Source organism: Burkholderia cepacia ATCC 25416 (assembly GCF_001411495.1).
Taxonomy (GTDB): Bacteria; Pseudomonadota; Gammaproteobacteria; order Burkholderiales; family Burkholderiaceae; genus Burkholderia; species Burkholderia cepacia.
Genome location: NZ_CP012981.1, coordinates 360,920 through 378,565 on the forward strand (window position 1 = coordinate 360,920; position 17,646 = coordinate 378,565).

The following is a 17,646-nucleotide window of genomic DNA, read 5'->3' on the forward strand; positions in this document are numbered from 1 at the left end:
CGGCCTTCGCTCCTGTTTCGACCGATCTATGCCGACTCACCCGCTGGTTTTCCATTCGTCGCCCGACCAGACGATCGCCTGGCGCGACGGCGCGCCCGTCACCGTGCGCACGTTCGTCGCCGACGTCGCGCGCGTGGCCGCCGCGCTGCCCGCCGGCGCGCACGTGTTCAACGTATGCCGCGACCGCTACCGCTTCGCGGTCAGCCTGTGCGCCGCGCTCGTTGCCGGCAAGGTCAGCCTGCTGCCGTCGACGCATACGCCGGAAATGGTCCGCCAGCTCGCGTCGTTCGCACCCGACGCGTTCTGCCTGCACGACGCGCCCGACTGCACGATCGACCTGCCGCGCTTCGCGTACCCCGATGCCGCCCCCGGCGCGCTCGCGGACGATGCGCCGTTCGCCGTGCCGCAGATCGATGCGGCGCGGATCATGGCCTACGTGTTCACGTCCGGCTCGACCGGCGCGCCGGTGCCGCACCGCAAGACCTGGGGCTTCCTGGTCGGCTGCGTGCGCGCGGCGGCCGACCGCCTCGGGCTGCTCGACGGCCACGCGGCCACGCTGATCGGCACGGTACCCGCGCAGCACATGTACGGCTTCGAGTCGACGGTGCTGCTCGCGCTGATCGGCGGCCTCGCGTTCAGCAACCGCCAGCCGTTCTACCCGGTCGACATTCGGGACGAACTCGATACGATCCCGCAACCGCGCGTGCTCGTCACGTCGCCGATCCACCTGCGTGCGTTGCTCGCCGCCGGCCATGCGCTGCCGCGCGCGGCGCTCGTGCTGTCGGCCACCGCGCCGCTGTCGGAAAAGCTCGCGTGCGAAGCCGAGGCCGCGCTCGACGCGCCGCTCGTCGAGATCTACGGCAGCACCGAAACCGGCCAGATCGCCACCCGCCGCACGTCGCAGGGCGCGGCATGGGAACTGTTCCCGGACATCCGCCTCGACGCGCGCGCCGAACCGGACGACGACAGCGGCCCGACCGTGTGGGTGTCGGGCGGACATGTGGAGGCACCCGTGCCGATGGGCGATGCACTCGAACTGCTCGGCGACGGCCGGTTCCTGCTGCACGGCCGCAAGGCCGACCTCGTCAACATCGCCGGCAAGCGCACGTCGCTCGCGTACCTGAACCATCAGCTCAACGCGATTCCGCAGGTGCTCGACGGCGTATTCTTCATGCCCGACGAAGCCGCGGCGGCACACGACGACACCCGCCTCGAGCCGGTCACGCGCCTCGTCGCGCTCGTCGTCGCGCCGACGCTCACGGCAGCCGGTCTGCAGCGCGCGCTGCGCGAGCGGATCGATCCCGCGTTCATGCCGCGCCCGCTCGTGTTCGTCGACGCACTGCCGCGCAACGAAACCGGCAAGCTGCCGCGCGACGTACTCGCCGCACTCGTTGCGCAACATGCGCGCCCCGTGCCCGTGCCCGATCCGGCCGGCACGCCCGCACTCGGGTTCACGATCCCCGCCGATCACCCGGCACTGCCCGGCCACTTCCCCGGCCATCCGGTCGTGCCGGGCGTCGTGCTGCTCGATCACGCGATCCATGCGCTCGGCACCGCGCTGAACCGCCCGCTGCACGCGTGGCGGCTCGGGGCCGCGAAATTCCTGAGCCCGGTCGCGCCCGGCGAGCCGCTCGATCTCGCGTACGACGCCGCGGCCGGCGGTGCGATCCGCTTCACGCTGCGCGCCGGGGCGCGCGACGTCGCGAGCGGCGTGCTGTCCGCGCCGCCGGCCGCGCAGGACGGCGCGCAGCCATGAAGCGCACCGCGTGGGCCGAACGCCAGGAGCGCAGCAACGCGGGCTTGCTGCGCGCGATGACGTGGATCTCGCTGCGCTTCGGCCGGCAGCGCGCGCGCGTCGTGCTGCACCTGATCGCGACGTATTTCGTGCTGTTTTCGCCGGTCGCGTGCGCGGCGTCGCGCGACTACCTGCGCCGCGTGCTCGGCCGCCCCGCGCGCTGGCGCGACGTGTACCGGCACGTGTTCACGTTCGCGGCGACGATCCACGACCGCATCTACCTGATGAACGGGCGCTTCGACCTGTTCGACATCCGGCTGCACGGCGAGACGCTGGTAGACGAAGCGCTCGCGGGCGGACGCGGCGCGTTCCTGATGGGTGCGCATCTCGGCAGCTTCGAGGTCGTGCGCGCGATCGGCCGCACGCACCCGGACCTGCGCGTCGTCGTGACGATGTACGAGAAGAACGCGCGCAAGATCAACGCGACGCTCGCCGCGGTGAATCCCGCCGCGCAGCCGGAAGTGATTCCGCTCGGGCAAGTCGACTCGATGCTGAAGGTGCGCGAGCGCCTCGACGCGAACTGCATGGTCGGCATGCTCGCCGACCGCACGCTGCTCGACGACGCGGCCGCGTCGCTGCGGCGGCTGCCGCTGCTCGGCGCGCCGGCCGCGTTCCCGCTCGGGCCGCTCTACATGGCCGCGATGCTGCGGCGCCCGGTGATCTTCATGACGGGCCTCTATCGCGACGGCAACCGTTACGACGTGCACTTCGAGACGCTCGCCGATTTCTCCGACGTGCGGCGCGACGCGCGCGCGGCGGCCGTCGACGCGGCACTCGCGCGCTACGTCGCACTGCTCGACAGGTACTGTCGCTCGGCACCGTACAACTGGTTCAACTATTTCGACTTCTGGCACGGCGGCGATGCCGCGACCGCGGCCGCGCGCGGCGACGCCGCGTGCGCCGGTGCCGGCCTGTCCGCCACGAGGGATTCCGACGCATGACCGCCGTTCGCCGCCTGCCCACGCTCACGCCCGCCCTGCGTCGCGCCGTCCGCACGCTGGCCGCCGCCATCGCCGTCGCCGCAAGCACCGCCGCGATCGCGCTGGCCGCCGCGCCCGCGCGGGCGGCCGACGCGGCGCCGGCGTGGACCCTCGACCGGCTGATGTCGACGCTCGCGCAGCACAAGTCGGGGCGCGCGACGTTCACCGAGACGAAGTACCTGTCGATCGCGACGCAGCCGGTCGAATCGTCCGGCGAACTCGTGTTCGTCGCGCCGGACCATCTCGAGAAGCACACGCTGAGCCCGAAGCCCGAACACCTCGTCGTCGACGGCGACATGCTCACCGTCGAGCGCAACAGCCGCAAGTACACGCTCGCGCTCGCGCGCTATCCGGAACTCGGCGCGTTCATCGACAGCATCCGCGCGACGCTCGCCGGCAACCGCTTCGCGCTCGAACAGGTCTACAAGGTCGCACTCGCCGGGCGCGGCGACGACTGGACGCTGACGCTCACGCCGCTCGACTCGCGGATGCTGAAGGTCGTCAGCACGATCACGCTCGACGGCACGCGCGACCTGTTGCGCAGCGTCGCGATCCGGCAGGCCGACGGCGACCGTTCGGTGATGCGCCTGCAACCCGTTCCGGCGAACCCGAACTGATGGACGAACGCACCCGGCCCCCATCTTCGCCGGTCGCCCGCCGCCTGCACGCGCTGCGGCAGCGCGCGGTGCTCGTGTGGCTGCTCGCGCTCGTCGCGTGCGGCATCGCGATCGGGCGCGCGCACTTCACGGCCGACCTGTCCGCGTTCCTGCCGAGTTCGCCGAGCGCCGGGCAGCGCGTGCTCGTCGACCAGTTGCGCGCCGGCATCGTGTCGCGGCTGATCCTCGTCGCGATCGACGGCGGCGATGCAGCCACGCGCGCCGCGCTGTCGCGGCGCGTGGCCGGCACGCTGCGCGCCGATCCGCAGTTCGCGGCGGTCCACAACGGCGAAGCGGCGAACGACGCGCGCGACCGGCAGTTCATCTTCGATCACCGCTATCTGCTGAGCCCGGCCGTCACGCCGCAGCGCTTCAGCGCCGACGGCCTGCACCAGGCGCTCGGCGACAGCCTCGACCTGCTGAGCTCGTCGGCCGGCCTCGTGGCCAAGGCGCTGCTGCCGCGCGACCCGACCGGCGAAGTTGCCACGCTCGTCGACCAGCTCGACGGCGCGGCGCAACCGGCGAGCCGCGACGGCGTGTGGGCGTCGCGCGACGGCACCCGCGCGGTACTCGTCGTGCAGACGGCCGCCGCCGGTTCCGATACCGATGCCCAGGCCCGCGCGATCGACGCGGTGCGCCGCGCGTTCGCCGCCGCGAAGCAGACCGCAAAGCAGGCCTCGAAGCAGGCCATGCCGAACGCCGCCGCCGCCACGCTCGCGATGACGGGCCCCGGCGTGTTCTCGGTCGACACGCGCGACACGATCCGGCACGACGTCGAAAGGCTGTCGACGGCGAGCGTCATGCTGATCGTCGCGTTGCTGCTGACGCTGTACCGTTCACCGCGCACGCTCGCGCTCGGCTTGCTGCCGGTGCTGACGGGCGTCGCGGCGGGAATCGCGGCGGTCAGCGTCGCGTTCGGCACGGTCCACGGGCTGACGCTCGGTTTCGGTACGACGCTGATCGGCGAAGCCGTCGACTATTCGATCTACCTGTTCGTGCAATCGGCGCAGGCCGGCACGCGCGGCGCGGCGCGACCGGCCGATGCGACGCGCGCCTGGGTCGCCGCGTACTGGCCGACGATCCGGCTCGGCGTGCTGACGTCCGTGTGCGGTTTCGCGTCGATGCTGTTCTCCGGGTTCCCCGGCCTCGTGCAGCTCGGGCTGTATTCGATCGTCGGGCTGACGGCCGCCGCGCTCGTCACGCGCTTCGTGCTGCCGCACCTGCGCGGCGAGCATGTCGCGATCCGCGACGTGTCGCGCATCGGCGCCGTGCTCGCGCGCGCGGCCGACGCCGCGCCGCGGCTGCGCTGGCCGCTCGCCGTGCTGGTGATCGCCGCGGGCGCGACGCTCGTGCTGCATCGCGACGGCCTGTGGAGCCGCGAACTCGCCGCGCTGAGCCCCGTGCCCGCGCAAGCGCAGGCGCTCGACGCACGGCTGCGGGCCGATGTCGGCGCGCCCGACGTGCGCTACCTCGTCGTGATTGCCGCGCCGACCGAACAGGCCGCGCTCGAACGCGCGGAACGGGTCGCCGCGCAGTTGCAGCCGCTCGTCGACCGGGGCGCGCTCGCGGGTTTCGAAACCCCCGCGCGCTTCCTGCCGAGCGACGCCGCGCAGCGCGCGCGCCTCGCGAGCCTGCCGGATGCCGATGTGCTCGCCGCGCGGATGCGCGATGCCGTCGCGAACCAGCCGATCGCGGTCAGGCCCGACCTGTTCGCACCGTTCATCGCCGACGTCGAAGCCGCGCGCCACGCGCGGCTGCTGACGCGCGCGGACCTGCGCGGCACGTCGATGGCGCTCGCCGTCGATGCGCTGCTGACCGAACGCGACGGCCGCTGGAGCGCGATGCTGCCGCTGCGCGCGCCGGACGCCGCCCGCACCGCGCAACCGGCATCGAGTCTCGATGCGACACCGATCCGCGCGGCCGTCGCGCGCGCGGGCGTGCCCGATGCGCTGTTCGTCGACATGAAAGCCGAAGCCGATCGCCTGTACGTGAGCTACGTGCACGAGGACATCCGGCTGTCGCTCGCGGGTTTCGCCGCGATCGCCGTGCTGCTGCTGATCGCCCTGCGCTCGCCGCGCCGTGCCGTGCGCGCACTCGCCCCGCTCGTCGCGGCCGTGCTGGTCGTGACGGCCGGCTTCGCGCTCGCCGGCGTGCCGCTGACGATCCTGCACCTCGTCGGGATGCTGCTGATCGTCGCGGTCGGCTCGAACTACGCGCTGTTCTTCTGCAAGCGCGACGACGCGCAACCCGTCACGCCCCGCACGCTCGTATCGCTGCTGATCGCGAACCTCGCGACGGTCGCCGGCTTCGGGCTGCTGGCGCTGTCGCGCGTGCCGCTGCTCGAGACCTTCGGGCTGACCGTCGGCCCCGGCGCGATGCTCGCGCTCGCGTTCGCGGCGATCCTCGCGCCGCGCGCGGCCGCGGCCGCGGCCGGCAACCGTCATCAAGGAAGCCGCGCATGAATGCACCGTCGTCCATTCCGCACCGACAGCCCGGCGATGCGCGCCGCTGGCAGCCCACGCCGCTGATCGCGGGCACCGCCGCGCTGCACGCGGGCGCGGCAGCCGCCGTCGTCGCGCAGCCGGCCGTGTGGCCGTGGGCGGTCGGCGGCGTGGTCGCGTCGCATCTCGCGCTGACCGCCGCCGGCCTGTGGCCGCGCAGCGCACTGCTCGGGCCGAACTGGACGCGCCTGCCGCCCGGCGCCGGCCGCCGCATCGCATTGACGATCGACGACGGCCCGGACCCCGACGTCACGCCGCGCGTGCTCGACCTGCTCGACCGTTACGACGCGCGCGCGACGTTCTTCTGCATCGGCGATCTCGCGCGCCGTCATCCGCGCTGGATCGAGGCGATCGTCGCGCGCGGTCACGCGATCGAAAACCACAGCCAGCGGCACCGGCATACGTTCTCGCTGTCGGGGCCCGCCGCGCTGCGGCGCGAGATCGCCGCCGCGCAACGGACGCTGACCGAGATCGCCGGTACGCGCCCGCTGTTCTTCCGCGCGCCGGCCGGCCTGCGCAATCCGTTCCTCGAACCGGTGCTGTGCGAGCTCGGCCTGCAGCTGGCGAGCTGGACGCGGCGCGGTTTCGACACGCGCGAGCACGATGCCGCGACCGTCACGCGCCGCCTGCTGCACGGTCTCGCGCCGCGCGACATCCTGCTCGTGCACGACGGCCACGCGGCGCGCGACGCGCGCGGCGAACCGGTCGTGCTCGACGTGCTGCAAGCGGTGCTGCGCGCGGCCGCCGACGCGCAGCTGCACTGGGTCACGCTGCGCGCGGCGCTCGCGCCCGAACCGCCGGCCGGGCCGCGCGAGCCGACCGGTTCGGCCCCCCCGTTTGATAAAATCTGACCTCGAGCGGCGCGCCTGCCAGCCCTGCTGCGGCGCCCGTTCCGGCCACCGGATGCGACCCTCGTGAAACCTCTCCTGCTCTCGCACTTCACCGCCACCAGCTGCATCGGCCGCGGCCTCGACGCGACCCTCGATGCACTGCGCCACGCGCGCGGCGGGCTCACGCCCTGCGACTTCGAGCGTGCGGATCTCGACACGTGGATCGGCGCGGTGGACGGCGTCGACGCGCAGCCCGTGCGCGCCGACCTCGCCGACTTCGAGTGCCGCAACAACCGCCTCGCGCAGCTCGGCCTCATGCAGGACGACTTCGACGTACGCGTCGCGGCGGCCGTCGCGCGCCATGGCGCGGCGCGCGTCGGCGTGTTCGTCGGCACGAGCACGGCCGGCATCCTCGAGACCGAGCACGCATACCAGCGCCGCGACCCGGCGAGCGGCGCACTGCCCGCCGACTTCCGCTACGCCCACACGCACAACCCGTATTCGCCGGCCGCGTTCGTGCGCGCGTTTTTCGCGCTGCGCGGGCCGGCGATGGCGATCTCGTCCGCATGCTCGTCCGGCGCGAAAGTGTTCGGCTCCGCGCGCCGCATGATCGAGGCGGGATTGATCGATGCGGCCGTCGTCGGCGGCGTCGATTCGCTGTGCCTGACGACGCTGTACGGCTTCAATTCGCTCGAACTGCTGTCGCGCCGGCCGTGCCGTCCGTTCGACGTCGCGCGCGACGGCATCTCGATCGGCGAGGCCGCCGCGTTCGCGCTCGTCGAACGCGTGCCCGACCCGCCCGCCCCGCTCGACGCCGATGCGATCCTGCTGCTCGGCATCGGCGAATCGAGCGACGCGCATCACATGTCGTCGCCGCATCCGGACGGGCTCGGCGCGCGCGTCGCCATCGAGCAGGCGCTTGCATCCGCCGGCCTCGGCGCGAACGACATCGACTACGTGAACCTGCACGGCACCGCGACGCCGAGCAACGACGCGGCCGAAAGCCGCGCGATCGGCGCGCTGTTCGCCGGCACGCCGTGCAGCTCGACGAAGGGCGCGACCGGCCATACGCTCGGCGCGGCGGGCGCGCTCGAGGCGGTCGTCGCCGCGCTCGCGCTGCGCGAACAGTTCGTGCCGGCCGGCGTCAACACGACGCAGCCCGACCCGACACTCGTCGCCGACTACGTGCTCGCGAGCCGCGATGCGCGCGTGCGCGCCGTCCTCTCCAATTCGTTCGGCTTCGGCGGCACGAATTGCAGCCTGATCCTCGGCCGCGCCGACCACGTACGCCGTTGAGGCCCGCCATGACACTGACCGCCTTCATCGAAAGCATCGGCCTCGTCGGCCCGGGATTGAGCGGCTGGCCGCACGCGGCCGACGTGCTCGCGGGCCGCGCGCCGTATGCGCCCGCCCGCACCGAGCTGCCGCCGCCGGCCGGCCTGCCGTCGGCCGAGCGGCGCCGCACGGGCCCCGTCGTGCGCACGGCGCTCGCGGTCGGCCACGAAGCGGTGGCCGCGAGCGCACGCGACGCCGCGACGCTCGCGACCGTGTTCAGCGCATCGGGCGGCGACGGCCAGAACTGCCACGCGATCTGCGAAACCCTCGCCGGCGACGATCGCCAGTTGTCGCCGACCCGCTTCCACAACTCCGTGCACAACGCGCCGGCCGGCTACTGGAGCATCGCGACCCGCGCGATGGCGACGTCGAACGTGCTGTGCGCGCACGACGGCAGCTTTGCCGCCGGGCTGCTCGAGAGCCTGTGCCAGGTCGTCGTCGATCGCGTGCCGACGCTGCTGATCGCGTACGACACCGACTATCCGGAACCGCTGCGCGCGGTGCGGCCGATCGACGATGCGTTCGGCGTCGCGCTCGTGCTCGCGCCGGAAGCAAGCGAACACGCGCTCGCCCGCATCGACGTGCAACTCACCGACACCCCCGCCGCGACGCTCGCGCACGCCGGGCTCGACGCGCTGCGCGCCGGCAATCCGGCCGCGCGCGTGCTGCCGCTGCTCGAGGCGCTCGCCGCGCGGCGTTCGACACGCGTCGTGCTCGACTACCTGGCCGATACACGCGTGCAGGTCGACGTCGCGATGCCGGATACGTTCGCGGAGCGTGCGTGATGACCGCGACGATCCCGCTCGCGCCGCCGCTCGACCACGCGTGGATCGCCGCGCACATTCCGCACGACGGCGCGATGTGCGTGCTCGATACGGTCGATGCGTGGGATGCCGCCCGCATCCGCTGCACCGCGACGAGCCACCGCGATCCGCACAACCCGCTGCGCGCGCACGGCCGGCTCGCGTCCGTCTGCGGGATCGAATACGCGGCGCAGGCGATGGCCGTGCACGGCGCGTTGCTCGGTGCGCACGAAGCGCGCCCGCGCGTCGGTTATCTGGCGAGCGTGCGCAACGTCGACGCGTTCGTCGAGCGGCTCGACACGTTCGCGCAGCCGCTCGTCGTCGAAGCGGAACGCGTGAGCGGCGACGCCCGCTCGGTGCTGTACGGCTTCGCGCTGCGCTGCGGCGAGCGCGTGCTGCTGTCCGGCCGCGCCGCGGTGATGCTCGACGCATCGGCGGCCGGCGTGTTTCGCCCGGCGCCCGCCGGCGATGCGAATCCTCGCTGAAGAGGCTTGTTCAACGGAAGGAAACCAGGTCGTGAAAGTTCGTCAGTTCATTGGTACCGCGCTCGTTCTGGCGCTGATCAGCCCGATCGCGCACGCGGACATGTCGGAAGTGAAGCAGGACATCAAGCGCGATTCGAAGGAAGCCGCGCACAAGACCGGCGAGGCGGCCCGCAGCTTCGGCCACGCGACCGCGAGTGCGGCGAAGGCGGTCGGGCACGGCGTCGCGCATGCGTCGCGCGAAGGCTGGGATGCCACCAAGCGCACGACGAAGCGGATCTTCCACAAGAACGGCTCCGGCGAGTCGGGTGGAAAGAGCGAAAAGAGCGATTGAGCGATTGACGACGGACATCGCGCGCACCGCCTCGCGGCATGCGCGCGATGCGTGGCCGCGCGTCGACGGTGACGCGTGACTGCCGCCATGCCGCTGCCGTCAACGCGCGCCGCGCATGCGGCGTGCCGGCCTGGCCCGCACGCGCGCGAAACACTTGCCGTAAGCGACGAGCCAGCAATCGCGATGATCGAAGTTCCGCAGCAGCCGCGCGCGGCGCCGCTCGAGCCAGAAGAGCGAGATCGCCATCGCCAGCGCGACGGCCAGTGCCGCGCCGCCGATCGCGAGTCCCATCCAGGTGTCGCTCATGCCTTCTCCGGAATGCGGGGCCGCACCGGCACACCTGCGCCGCTGCGGCACTGGAACCAGCGGAACACGGCCCGGCACGTGCATGCACGCCGTCCGGGCCGCCGTGCGTCAGTGCATGTGCTGGCCGCCGTTGATCGCGATGTTGGAGCCCGTCACGAAGCCGGCCTCCTCCGAGCACAGGTAAGCGACCAGCGCCGCGACTTCCTCGGGCTTGCCGAGCCGGCCCGCCGGAATCTGCGGGAGGATCTTCGAGTCGAGGATGTCCTGCGGGATCGCCGTGACCATCTTCGTCGCGAGGTAGCCCGGCGACACGGTGTTCACCGTCACGCCCTTGCGCGCGATCTCGAGCGCGAGCGATTTCGTGAAGCCGTGCATGCCGGCCTTCGCGGCCGCGTAGTTGGTCTGGCCGACCGAACCCTTCGAGCCGTTCACCGACGAGATGTTGACGATACGGCCCCAGCCGCGCTCGACCATGCTTTCGCAGACCGGCTTCGTCATGTTGAACACGGAATCGAGGTTCGTGCGGATCACCGCGTCCCAGTTGACCTTGTCGAGCTTGCGCAGCGTCATGTCGCGCGTGATGCCCGCGTTGTTCACGAGAATGTCGACCGGGCCGACGTCCCGGGCGATCTTCTCGATGCATTGCTGGCACGAATCGTGGTCGGCCACGTCCACCGGATACGCGAGGAACTCGCGGCCGGCCGCATGCATCTCGGTCAGCCAGCGGTCCGCGCCGGTGTTGCTCGGCGAATACGTGACGACTACCCGGTGGCCCGCGTCGTTCAACCTGATGCTGACCGCTTCGCCGAGGCCGCCCATTCCACCAGTCACAACTGCAATTCGCTTAGTCATCCTGTAAATTACCGACAAAAAAGTAATCGATGAAAGCGGGGCGACGGCATCGCACATGCTGCCGCCCCACCGCTTCGATGCGCAGCCGCCCGCGTCGCGGGCACGGCACGCACCGGCACCTCGCGCTTGTTATTGGCCACTTGTCGTGCGCGAAAACCGCTTCACCCGCGTGCGGCGCTCACCGGCGCCGCAGCGGGACGAATCGTCAGGCCCCGCTCAGGCGCGCTCGACCGCGAGCGCGACGCCCATCCCGCCGCCGATGCACAGCGACGCCAGCCCGCGCTTCGCGTCGCGCTTGGCCATCTCGTGCAGCAGCGTCACCAGGATCCGGCAGCCCGACGCGCCGATCGGGTGACCGATCGCAATCGCCCCGCCGTTCACGTTCACCTTCGACGTGTCCCAGCCCATCTGCTGGTGCACCGCCAGCGCCTGCGCCGCGAACGCCTCGTTGATCTCCATCAGGTCCAGGTCGCCCGGCGTCCAGCCCGCGCGCTCCAGGCACCGGCGCGATGCCGGCACCGGGCCCATCCCCATCACGCTCGGATCGACGCCCGCGTTCGCGTAGGCCTTGATCTTCGCCAGCGGCGTCAGACCCAGCGCCGCCGCCTTCTGCGCCGACATCACCAGCACCGCCGCCGCGCCGTCGTTCAGCCCCGACGCGTTCGCCGCCGTCACCGAGCCGTCCTTCGAGAACGCCGGCTTCAGCCCGGCCAGCGACTCCGCCGTCACGCCGTGACGCACGAACTCGTCGGTCGCGAACTGCAGCGGCTCGCCCTTGCGTTGCGGGATCGACACCGGCACGATCTCGTCGTCGAAGCGGCCGGCCTTCTGCGCGGCTTCCGCCTTGTTCTGCGACAGCGCCGCGAATGCGTCCTGCTCTTCGCGCGTGATCCCGTATTCCTTCGCGACGTTCTCCGCCGTGATGCCCATGTGGTACTGGTTGTACACATCCCACAGGCCGTCGACGATCATCGTGTCGACCAGCTTCGCATCGCCCATCCGGAAGCCGTCACGCGAGCCCGGCAGCACGTGCGGCGACGCGCTCATGTTCTCCTGGCCGCCCGCGATCACGATGTCCGCGTCGCCCGCGACGATCGCGTTTGCTGCCAGCATCACGGCCTTCAGGCCCGAGCCGCACACCTTGTTGATCGTCATCCCCGGCACGGCCGTCGGCAGCCCGGCCTTGATCAGCGACTGCCGCGCCGGGTTCTGGCCCGAGCCGGCCGTCAGCACCTGGCCCATGATCACTTCGCTCACCTGCTCGGGCTTCACGCCCGCGCGCTCCAGCACTGCGCGGATCACCGCCGCGCCCAGTTCGGGTGCTGCAATCTTCGCAAGCGAACCGCCGAATTTGCCGACCGCGGTCCGCGCGGCCGATACGATCACTACGTCCGTCATGTCCAGTTCCTGCATTGAAATCAGTTCGTCGTTCCGACGCCGGTGCGAGCCGGTCTCGGCCGGCGAACGCGCTCCCCGTGCCATCCGGCGCGGTAGCGGTCGCATGCCTCCGTACGGCGAACCGCCCCCGTTCGCACGGGCGGCACACCCGCACGGCTCGCCGGGCACCGGCGCGTTGCGGCAAACCGGACGTGAGCCGGGCACCGCGCGGCACACGCGGCGTCCGGCACCATCCGGCGCCGATCAATCGTGTCGCGCCCGTGCGCGACACATGCTTGCGCGGCTAAGCGATCACGCAGCCGATTCGCGGGCGGCCGCGGCGTCCTTGCGCGCGGCGGCGGCCGTTTGCTTCGCACCACGCGTTGCCGTTTCGGTGACGGCGTCGAAGCCGCTCTGGGCGGCTTCGATCGCCTGCCCCGTCGCTGCGCGTACGGAGTCGGCCGCGGCGGTCGCCGCGGACAGCGCCGAGTTCAGCGCGGCCACCACCGGCGCCGAGCCGGCCGGCGCGTGCTTCGACAGCTCGCCCAGCACGTCCTTCAGGCGCTTGTCGTTCTGTTCGTATTGGGCTTGCGCGACCTTTGCCCATTCGGACTGCGTCGACACCGCGATGTCGAACAGGTGGCGGCCGTAGGACACGGCCTTGCCGGCCGCTTCCTGCGGCACCGCGATCTGCTGCGCGAAGCCCACGGCCGGATTGCTGCTGTTGAACGCGTTCTTCAGCTTGTCTTCGTATTCCTCGAGCGCCGTCCGGGCCGCTTGCAGGTTGAGTTCGACGACAGCCTCGAAACCTTGGATAGCCGGACGGGCGATCGCAAACCACGCGGCGATACCGGACTGATAATCGGCGTTGAGTTTTTCGGGGGCAAATACGGACATCGGGCACGCTCCTGTTGGCAATGCGAGAGACGACGTAAAGAAAATCGGAAGCCGGTTCGACAGCAGACTTCCTTATTGACAACCCGTCACTTGTTTGAGTACGGGAAGTTGAAGGAGCCCATTCTAGATCGATTAATTGTCAATTAAATGGCATTAATACTAGGTGTAAACCCTTATCTTAATTCCGGGCGACCGCTGGAACCCGTGATGCGCCGACATCGCAGACGAGACGGCGCTTCACTCTGTCCCGCAATGCATTTCTACCTTTTTACAGGATAGCCGATCATGACGTCGCGCAACATTTACCAATTCATTATTCCGTTTATTAGAAAACCGACGCACATTGAAAATGGAGCAGTCGCTTATGTAATCGTTTTTTGCGGATTTATTATGAAATCGTTTTCGGGATTATTAATGACAAAATCAATGATCGGACGAATTGCGGGTCGCAATAAAAAAACGGCCGCATGATGCGGCCGCGTGCTGGTCAGGCAGGCAGGGAAGATCAGCCGGCCAGTTCGCGATGCAGCGCGAGGAACTCCTGCGCGAGCTTGTGCCCGGGCTCCAGATGGATCACCGGCCTGGACTGTTGATGCGACTCGCGGATCTTCACCGAGGCCGACAGCCTCGACGCGAGCACCGGCAGCCCTTCTTCGACGAGTTCGTCGACGAGCCGCTGCGGCAGGCTCGCTCGCGGCTGGAACTGGTTGATCACGATCCCTTCCACCTCGAGCGCCGCGTTGTGGTCCTGCTGGATCTCCTTCACGTTCTCGAGCAGCGTGTACAGCGCACGACGTGAAAAATCGTCGCAGTCGAACGGGATCAGGCAGCGCTCGACCGCGATCAGCGCCGAGCGCGTATAGAAATTCAGCGCGGGCGGCGTGTCGATGTACACGGCGTCGTAGGCATCGAGCTCGTTCAGCGCGTCGCGCAGCTTGTAGATCTTGTAACGCGATTCGAGCTTGCCGTGCAGCGTGTCGAGATCCGGATGCGCGGGCATCACGTCGAGCCCTTCGAACGGGGTCGGATGGACGAACGACGCGACGTCGACCGGACGGAAGTTGAAGGTCAGCGCGGTTTCGAAGAAATCGGCGACACCCGGCTGCGCGTCGGCCGCGGCGTCGCCGAGCAGGTAGCGCGTGGAGTTCGCCTGTGCGTCGAGGTCGATGACGAGCGTGCGCAGCCCCTCGCTCGCGCTGATCGCCGCCAGGTTGCAGACGATCGTCGACTTGCCCACGCCGCCCTTCTGGTTGAATACGACCCGCCGCATGGTGCCCCCTCGATCGAACGTCGAAAAGAGCAGCTTAGCCGGTCAATAATGGCGACCGCGTGACGCAGGTCGAATTGCGTGCGATTTGTATACGGCACGCATCAGGTGCGCGGCAGCGCCCCCGACACGTACCGGCTGCCGGGCACGCACCACCGCCACGGGAAGTCCATGCCGACGCGAATGCCGATGCGCGGCCCGCCCGCCAGGTTCGCGGGCGGCGGCGTGCCGTCGTCGACGATCGCGAACCCTTCGCGCGCAGCGACGAGATCGACGCCATCCTGCGCACCGCCGATGCCCATCGCCTGCGTCAGCCGCGCCGGCCCGCGGCACAGATCACGATCGCGCGTCTGCGGCGGCCGGGCCGCGCGCATCCGTTCGATCCCGTGCACCGGCTCGAGCGCACGGATCAGCACGCCCGTTCCCGTGCCGTCCGGGCCGCACACGCAGTTGCAGCACCAGTGCATGCCGTAGGTGAAATAGACGTACAGGTGCCCCGGCGGCCCGAACATCGTCGCGTTGCGCGGCGTCTTGCCGCGATAGGTATGCGCGGCCGGGTCGATCGCACCGGCATAGGCTTCCACTTCGACGATCCGCCCTGCCCGGCCGTCCGCGGCCGCGAGGATCTTGTTGAGCAGTTGCGGCGCGACGTCGGTGGCCACGCGGTCGAAGAACGCGCGGGGCAGCACGGCGCCCGGCCACGCAGGCGCGGGTTCACCGCGCCGCATCCCGCCTCTCCGGTTGAAGACCGGAACCGGCCTTCGCGTGCAGACGCAGTTGACGGTAGGCATCGACCAGATCGTCGAGGCCGAACGCGAGATTTCTCCCGCTGGGATTGGGCAGCACCCAGACACTTGCCCCCTGCATGCGGGCCGGCTGCAATCCCCACCCGACCTCACGCTGGCCGGAAAGCGCCGAGTACGCCGCCTTGCCGAGAAAGGCAACGAAGCGCGGCCGATAACGCGCCACCTTTTGCTCGAACCCCGCGGCCGCGGCCATGAATTCCGCGCGCGAAAGCTGATCGGCACTTGCTGTCGGCCGCTTCACCACCGCCGTCAGGCCGCAGCCATGGCCGAGTATCGCGCGATCGTCCTGCGGCGAAATTTCCGCCGGCGTGAAGCCCGCGAGATGGATCACGCGCCAGAAGCGGTTGCTCCTCCCGGCGAAGTGATGCCCGGTCTCGGCCACGGTCAGGCCGGGGTTGATCCCGCAGAACAGCACGTCGAGATGCTCCGCGATGAGGTCGGGAGGTTCGTCAGCCACGATTTGCCTGGCGCGCAAGGAACATCGACGTAAACGAAAGAAGGCCCGAAGACCCGAGCCAAGCAATCGGCTTGACTCGGAGATTCGGGCCCATCGTGATGCGGGATACCGGCGTGTCGATCAGAACGGGATATCGTCGTCCATTTCGTCGAAGCCGCCGCCTGCCGGTGCGCTCGGACGGCTTTGCGCGCCGCCGCCAGCACCGCCACGCGCCGCGCCGCCGGCACGACCGCCGCCGCCACCGCCGCGTTCCATCTGTTCGCCGCGACCACCGCCGCCACCACCACCGTAGCCGCCGCCGTAACCGCCTTCGTCACCACCGCCACCGCCGCCGCCCGCACCGCCGCGGCCGCCGAGCATCTGCATCTGGTCGGCGACGATTTCGGTCGAGTAACGATCCTGGCCGTCCTGGCCCTGCCACTTGCGCGTGCGGATGCGGCCTTCGATATAGACCGACGAACCCTTCTTCAGGTATTCGCTGACGATTTCCGCCAGACGGCCGAAGAACGCGACGCGATGCCACTCGGTCATTTCCTTGAAATCGCCGCTTGCCTTGTCCTTGTAGCGGTCGGTCGTCGCGAGACGGATGTTCGCAACCGCGTCGCCGCTCGGCAGGTAACGGACTTCAGGATCGGCGCCGAGATTGCCGACGAGGATGACCTTGTTGACGGATGCCATGTGTTTCTCCAGTAAATTCGATGCCGGGCCGCCCGCTCACGCTGCCGGTGCGGCCCGCCGGGCAAGCCGGCGAACGCCGCCGGTGCCTGCCCGAAGTAAGTTCAGGCCTTGCGCGGCGGCGCTTTCATGCTGGCCGCGATTATAAGCCACGCGGCAACGAGCCCCGAGCACGTGTAGAACACCGTGTTGGCGCCCCCGTGCTTCAGCAGCCAGCCGCCCACGATGCCGCCGAGCGCGAGCCCGATCGACTGCGTGGTGTTGTAGACACCCGTGGCCGCACCCTTGCGCGAACCGGGCGCGAGCTTCGACACGAGCGACGGCTGCGACGCTTCCAGGATGTTGAAACCGAGAAAGTAGATGAACAGAATCGCCGCCACAATCAGGATGGTATGCGGCGCGCTGCCCAGCAGCAATTGACCGATCAGGATAGCCAGAATGCCGCCGAGCAGCACCGGCTTCATCTTGCCCCGTTTTTCCGCGACGATGATCGCCGGAACCATCATCACGAACGCGAGCCCCATCACCGGCAGGTAAACCTTCCAGTGCGCGGCGACCGGCAGGCCGCCGTCGACGAGCAGGCGCGGCACGACGAGGAACAGCGCCGTCTGCGTCGCGTGCAGCACCAGCACGCCGAAGTTGAGGCGCAGCAGTTCGACGTTGTGCAGCACCTCGGCGAACGGCGCGGGCACGTGCACGGGCTTCGCCGCGTCGGGCACGATCCACAGCACGACGCCGATCGCGAGGATCGACAGTACGCCGACGATCGTGAACAGCCCGCTCATCCCGACCCAGTGGAACACGATCGGCGCACCGACGATCGCGACCGCGAACGACACGCCGATCGAGCCGCCGACCATCGCCATCGCCTTCGTGCGGTTCTGCTCGGAGGTCAGGTCGGCGATGAACGCGAGCACCGCGGACGAGACCGCGCCCATCCCCTGGATCACGCGGCCGACGATGATCCACGTGATGTCGTGCGCGAACGCGGCGACGAAGCTGCCGATCGCGAAGATCACGAGGCCCGTGGCGATCACCGGCTTGCGGCCGAACTTGTCCGACGCCCAGCCGTAGAAGATGTAGAACAGCGACTGCGTGACGCCGTAGGCCCCGAGCGCGATGCCGACGAGCAGCACGTTGTCGCCGCCCGGGATGGTTTTCGCGTAGACCGAGAACACCGGCATGATCATGAACAGGCCGAGCATGCGCAGCGCGAAGATCGCCGCGAGCGACGTGGTCGCGCGCAATTCGGGCGCAGTCATGCGGGAAGACGTGGCAGACGGATTGGACATC

The 17,646-nt window shown here is 70.0% G+C and carries 19 protein-coding genes; 10 read left to right on the top strand and 9 right to left on the bottom strand.

The window, feature by feature from the left end:
- Positions 1 to 28 precede the first annotated feature (28 nt).
- The 9 genes from APZ15_RS01670 (at position 29) to APZ15_RS01710 (ending at position 9,716) form a co-directional block, all read left to right on the top strand.
- Positions 29 to 1,756 (top strand): acyl-CoA synthetase family protein, encoded by a 1,728-nt coding sequence (locus tag APZ15_RS01670; RefSeq protein WP_027789127.1) that lies wholly within the window; start codon positions 29 to 31, stop codon positions 1,754 to 1,756.
- Positions 1,753 to 2,736: an LpxL/LpxP family acyltransferase gene (locus APZ15_RS01675; RefSeq protein WP_027789126.1), complete on the top strand. Its 984-nt coding sequence runs from the start codon at positions 1,753 to 1,755 to the stop codon at positions 2,734 to 2,736. Before APZ15_RS01670 ends, APZ15_RS01675 begins: the two co-directional genes overlap by 4 nt.
- Positions 2,733 to 3,392: an outer membrane lipoprotein carrier protein LolA gene (locus APZ15_RS01680; protein ID WP_027789125.1), complete on the top strand. Its 660-nt coding sequence runs from the start codon at positions 2,733 to 2,735 to the stop codon at positions 3,390 to 3,392. The genes APZ15_RS01675 and APZ15_RS01680 overlap by 4 nt, the downstream gene beginning before the upstream one ends.
- Positions 3,392 to 5,893: an MMPL family transporter gene (locus APZ15_RS01685; RefSeq protein WP_027789124.1), complete on the top strand. Its 2,502-nt coding sequence runs from the start codon at positions 3,392 to 3,394 to the stop codon at positions 5,891 to 5,893. Before APZ15_RS01680 ends, APZ15_RS01685 begins: the two co-directional genes overlap by 1 nt.
- Positions 5,890 to 6,783 carry a polysaccharide deacetylase family protein gene (locus APZ15_RS01690; RefSeq protein WP_027789123.1) on the top strand — a complete coding sequence of 298 codons (894 nt, stop codon included), beginning with the start codon at positions 5,890 to 5,892 and terminating at the stop codon, positions 6,781 to 6,783. Before APZ15_RS01685 ends, APZ15_RS01690 begins: the two co-directional genes overlap by 4 nt.
- 63 nt (positions 6,784 to 6,846) lie before the next feature.
- Positions 6,847 to 8,058, top strand: a complete 1,212-nt coding sequence (locus APZ15_RS01695; RefSeq protein WP_027789122.1) for a beta-ketoacyl-[acyl-carrier-protein] synthase family protein — start codon at positions 6,847 to 6,849, stop codon at positions 8,056 to 8,058.
- Between the two features lie 8 nt (positions 8,059 to 8,066).
- Positions 8,067 to 8,882 carry a beta-ketoacyl synthase chain length factor gene (locus APZ15_RS01700; protein WP_027789121.1) on the top strand — a complete coding sequence of 272 codons (816 nt, stop codon included), beginning with the start codon at positions 8,067 to 8,069 and terminating at the stop codon, positions 8,880 to 8,882.
- Positions 8,882 to 9,385, top strand: a complete 504-nt coding sequence (locus APZ15_RS01705) for a hotdog family protein (protein ID WP_027789120.1) — start codon at positions 8,882 to 8,884, stop codon at positions 9,383 to 9,385. Before APZ15_RS01700 ends, APZ15_RS01705 begins: the two co-directional genes overlap by 1 nt.
- Positions 9,369 to 9,716: a hypothetical protein gene (locus tag APZ15_RS01710; RefSeq protein ID WP_049096912.1), complete on the top strand. Its 348-nt coding sequence runs from the start codon at positions 9,369 to 9,371 to the stop codon at positions 9,714 to 9,716. Before APZ15_RS01705 ends, APZ15_RS01710 begins: the two co-directional genes overlap by 17 nt.
- 99 nt (positions 9,717 to 9,815) lie before the next feature.
- Here APZ15_RS01710 and APZ15_RS01715 read toward each other — a convergent pair whose 3' ends face one another.
- From APZ15_RS01715 to phaP, 4 genes are all read right to left on the bottom strand, one after another.
- Entirely contained in the window at positions 9,816 to 10,022 is a 207-nt protein-coding gene (locus APZ15_RS01715) for a hypothetical protein (RefSeq protein WP_027789118.1), read from the bottom strand.
- 108 nt (positions 10,023 to 10,130) lie between these two features.
- The gene (gene phbB / locus APZ15_RS01720; RefSeq protein WP_027789117.1) at positions 10,131 to 10,874 is read right to left on the bottom strand and encodes an acetoacetyl-CoA reductase; all 744 of its coding nucleotides are present in this window, start codon (positions 10,872 to 10,874) and stop codon (positions 10,131 to 10,133) included.
- A gap of 216 nt (positions 10,875 to 11,090) precedes the next feature.
- The gene (locus tag APZ15_RS01725) at positions 11,091 to 12,272 is read right to left on the bottom strand and encodes an acetyl-CoA C-acetyltransferase (protein ID WP_027789116.1); all 1,182 of its coding nucleotides are present in this window, start codon (positions 12,270 to 12,272) and stop codon (positions 11,091 to 11,093) included.
- 291 nt (positions 12,273 to 12,563) lie between these two features.
- Entirely contained in the window at positions 12,564 to 13,148 is a 585-nt protein-coding gene (phaP, locus tag APZ15_RS01730) for a TIGR01841 family phasin (protein WP_027789115.1), read from the bottom strand.
- Positions 13,149 to 13,433: 285 nt separating this feature from the next.
- On the opposite strand from phaP, the gene APZ15_RS40645 reads away from it, so the two are divergent.
- Positions 13,434 to 13,619, top strand: a complete 186-nt coding sequence (locus tag APZ15_RS40645) for a hypothetical protein (RefSeq protein ID WP_138143289.1) — start codon at positions 13,434 to 13,436, stop codon at positions 13,617 to 13,619.
- A gap of 34 nt (positions 13,620 to 13,653) precedes the next feature.
- On the opposite strand, the gene APZ15_RS01735 is transcribed toward APZ15_RS40645, so the two are convergent.
- The 5 genes from APZ15_RS01735 to APZ15_RS01755 form a co-directional block, all read right to left on the bottom strand.
- A complete protein-coding gene (locus APZ15_RS01735; protein ID WP_027789114.1) occupies positions 13,654 to 14,418 on the bottom strand; it encodes a ParA family protein in 765 nt (254 codons plus the stop codon).
- Positions 14,419 to 14,519: 101 nt separating this feature from the next.
- Positions 14,520 to 15,143 (bottom strand): DNA-3-methyladenine glycosylase, encoded by a 624-nt coding sequence (locus APZ15_RS01740; protein WP_027789113.1) that lies wholly within the window; start codon positions 15,141 to 15,143, stop codon positions 14,520 to 14,522.
- Entirely contained in the window at positions 15,130 to 15,678 is a 549-nt protein-coding gene (mug, locus tag APZ15_RS01745) for a G/U mismatch-specific DNA glycosylase (RefSeq protein ID WP_034195851.1), read from the bottom strand. Before mug ends, APZ15_RS01740 begins: the two co-directional genes overlap by 14 nt.
- 120 nt (positions 15,679 to 15,798) lie before the next feature.
- Positions 15,799 to 16,356, bottom strand: coding sequence for a single-stranded DNA-binding protein (locus APZ15_RS01750; protein ID WP_021162583.1), 558 nt, complete (start codon positions 16,354 to 16,356; stop codon positions 15,799 to 15,801).
- Positions 16,357 to 16,457: 101 nt separating this feature from the next.
- Positions 16,458 to 17,645 (bottom strand): MFS transporter, encoded by a 1,188-nt coding sequence (locus APZ15_RS01755; protein WP_027789112.1) that lies wholly within the window; start codon positions 17,643 to 17,645, stop codon positions 16,458 to 16,460.
- Between the last annotated feature and the right edge of the window lies 1 nt (position 17,646).

Excerpts from the sequence above, each read along its gene's own strand:
- APZ15_RS01670 (WP_027789127.1), top strand. The coding sequence starts at position 29 with ATGCCGACTCACCCGCTGGTTTTCCATTCGTCGCCCGACCAGACGATC.
- APZ15_RS01675 (WP_027789126.1), top strand. The coding sequence starts at position 1,753 with ATGAAGCGCACCGCGTGGGCCGAACGCCAGGAGCGCAGCAACGCGGGC.
- APZ15_RS01680 (WP_027789125.1), top strand. The coding sequence starts at position 2,733 with ATGACCGCCGTTCGCCGCCTGCCCACGCTCACGCCCGCCCTGCGTCGC.
- APZ15_RS01685 (WP_027789124.1), top strand. The coding sequence starts at position 3,392 with ATGGACGAACGCACCCGGCCCCCATCTTCGCCGGTCGCCCGCCGCCTG.
- APZ15_RS01690 (WP_027789123.1), top strand. The coding sequence starts at position 5,890 with ATGAATGCACCGTCGTCCATTCCGCACCGACAGCCCGGCGATGCGCGC.
- APZ15_RS01700 (WP_027789121.1), top strand. The coding sequence starts at position 8,067 with ATGACACTGACCGCCTTCATCGAAAGCATCGGCCTCGTCGGCCCGGGA.
- APZ15_RS01705 (WP_027789120.1), top strand. The coding sequence starts at position 8,882 with ATGACCGCGACGATCCCGCTCGCGCCGCCGCTCGACCACGCGTGGATC.
- APZ15_RS01710 (WP_049096912.1), top strand. The coding sequence starts at position 9,369 with ATGCGAATCCTCGCTGAAGAGGCTTGTTCAACGGAAGGAAACCAGGTC.
- APZ15_RS01715 (WP_027789118.1), bottom strand. The coding sequence starts at position 10,022 with ATGAGCGACACCTGGATGGGACTCGCGATCGGCGGCGCGGCACTGGCC.
- phbB (WP_027789117.1), bottom strand. The coding sequence starts at position 10,874 with ATGACTAAGCGAATTGCAGTTGTGACTGGTGGAATGGGCGGCCTCGGC.
- APZ15_RS01725 (WP_027789116.1), bottom strand. The coding sequence starts at position 12,272 with ATGACGGACGTAGTGATCGTATCGGCCGCGCGGACCGCGGTCGGCAAA.
- phaP (WP_027789115.1), bottom strand. The coding sequence starts at position 13,148 with ATGTCCGTATTTGCCCCCGAAAAACTCAACGCCGATTATCAGTCCGGT.
- APZ15_RS40645 (WP_138143289.1), top strand. The coding sequence starts at position 13,434 with ATGACGTCGCGCAACATTTACCAATTCATTATTCCGTTTATTAGAAAA.
- APZ15_RS01735 (WP_027789114.1), bottom strand. The coding sequence starts at position 14,418 with ATGCGGCGGGTCGTATTCAACCAGAAGGGCGGCGTGGGCAAGTCGACG.
- APZ15_RS01740 (WP_027789113.1), bottom strand. The coding sequence starts at position 15,143 with ATGCGGCGCGGTGAACCCGCGCCTGCGTGGCCGGGCGCCGTGCTGCCC.
- APZ15_RS01750 (WP_021162583.1), bottom strand. The coding sequence starts at position 16,356 with ATGGCATCCGTCAACAAGGTCATCCTCGTCGGCAATCTCGGCGCCGAT.
- APZ15_RS01755 (WP_027789112.1), bottom strand. The coding sequence starts at position 17,645 with ATGTCCAATCCGTCTGCCACGTCTTCCCGCATGACTGCGCCCGAATTG.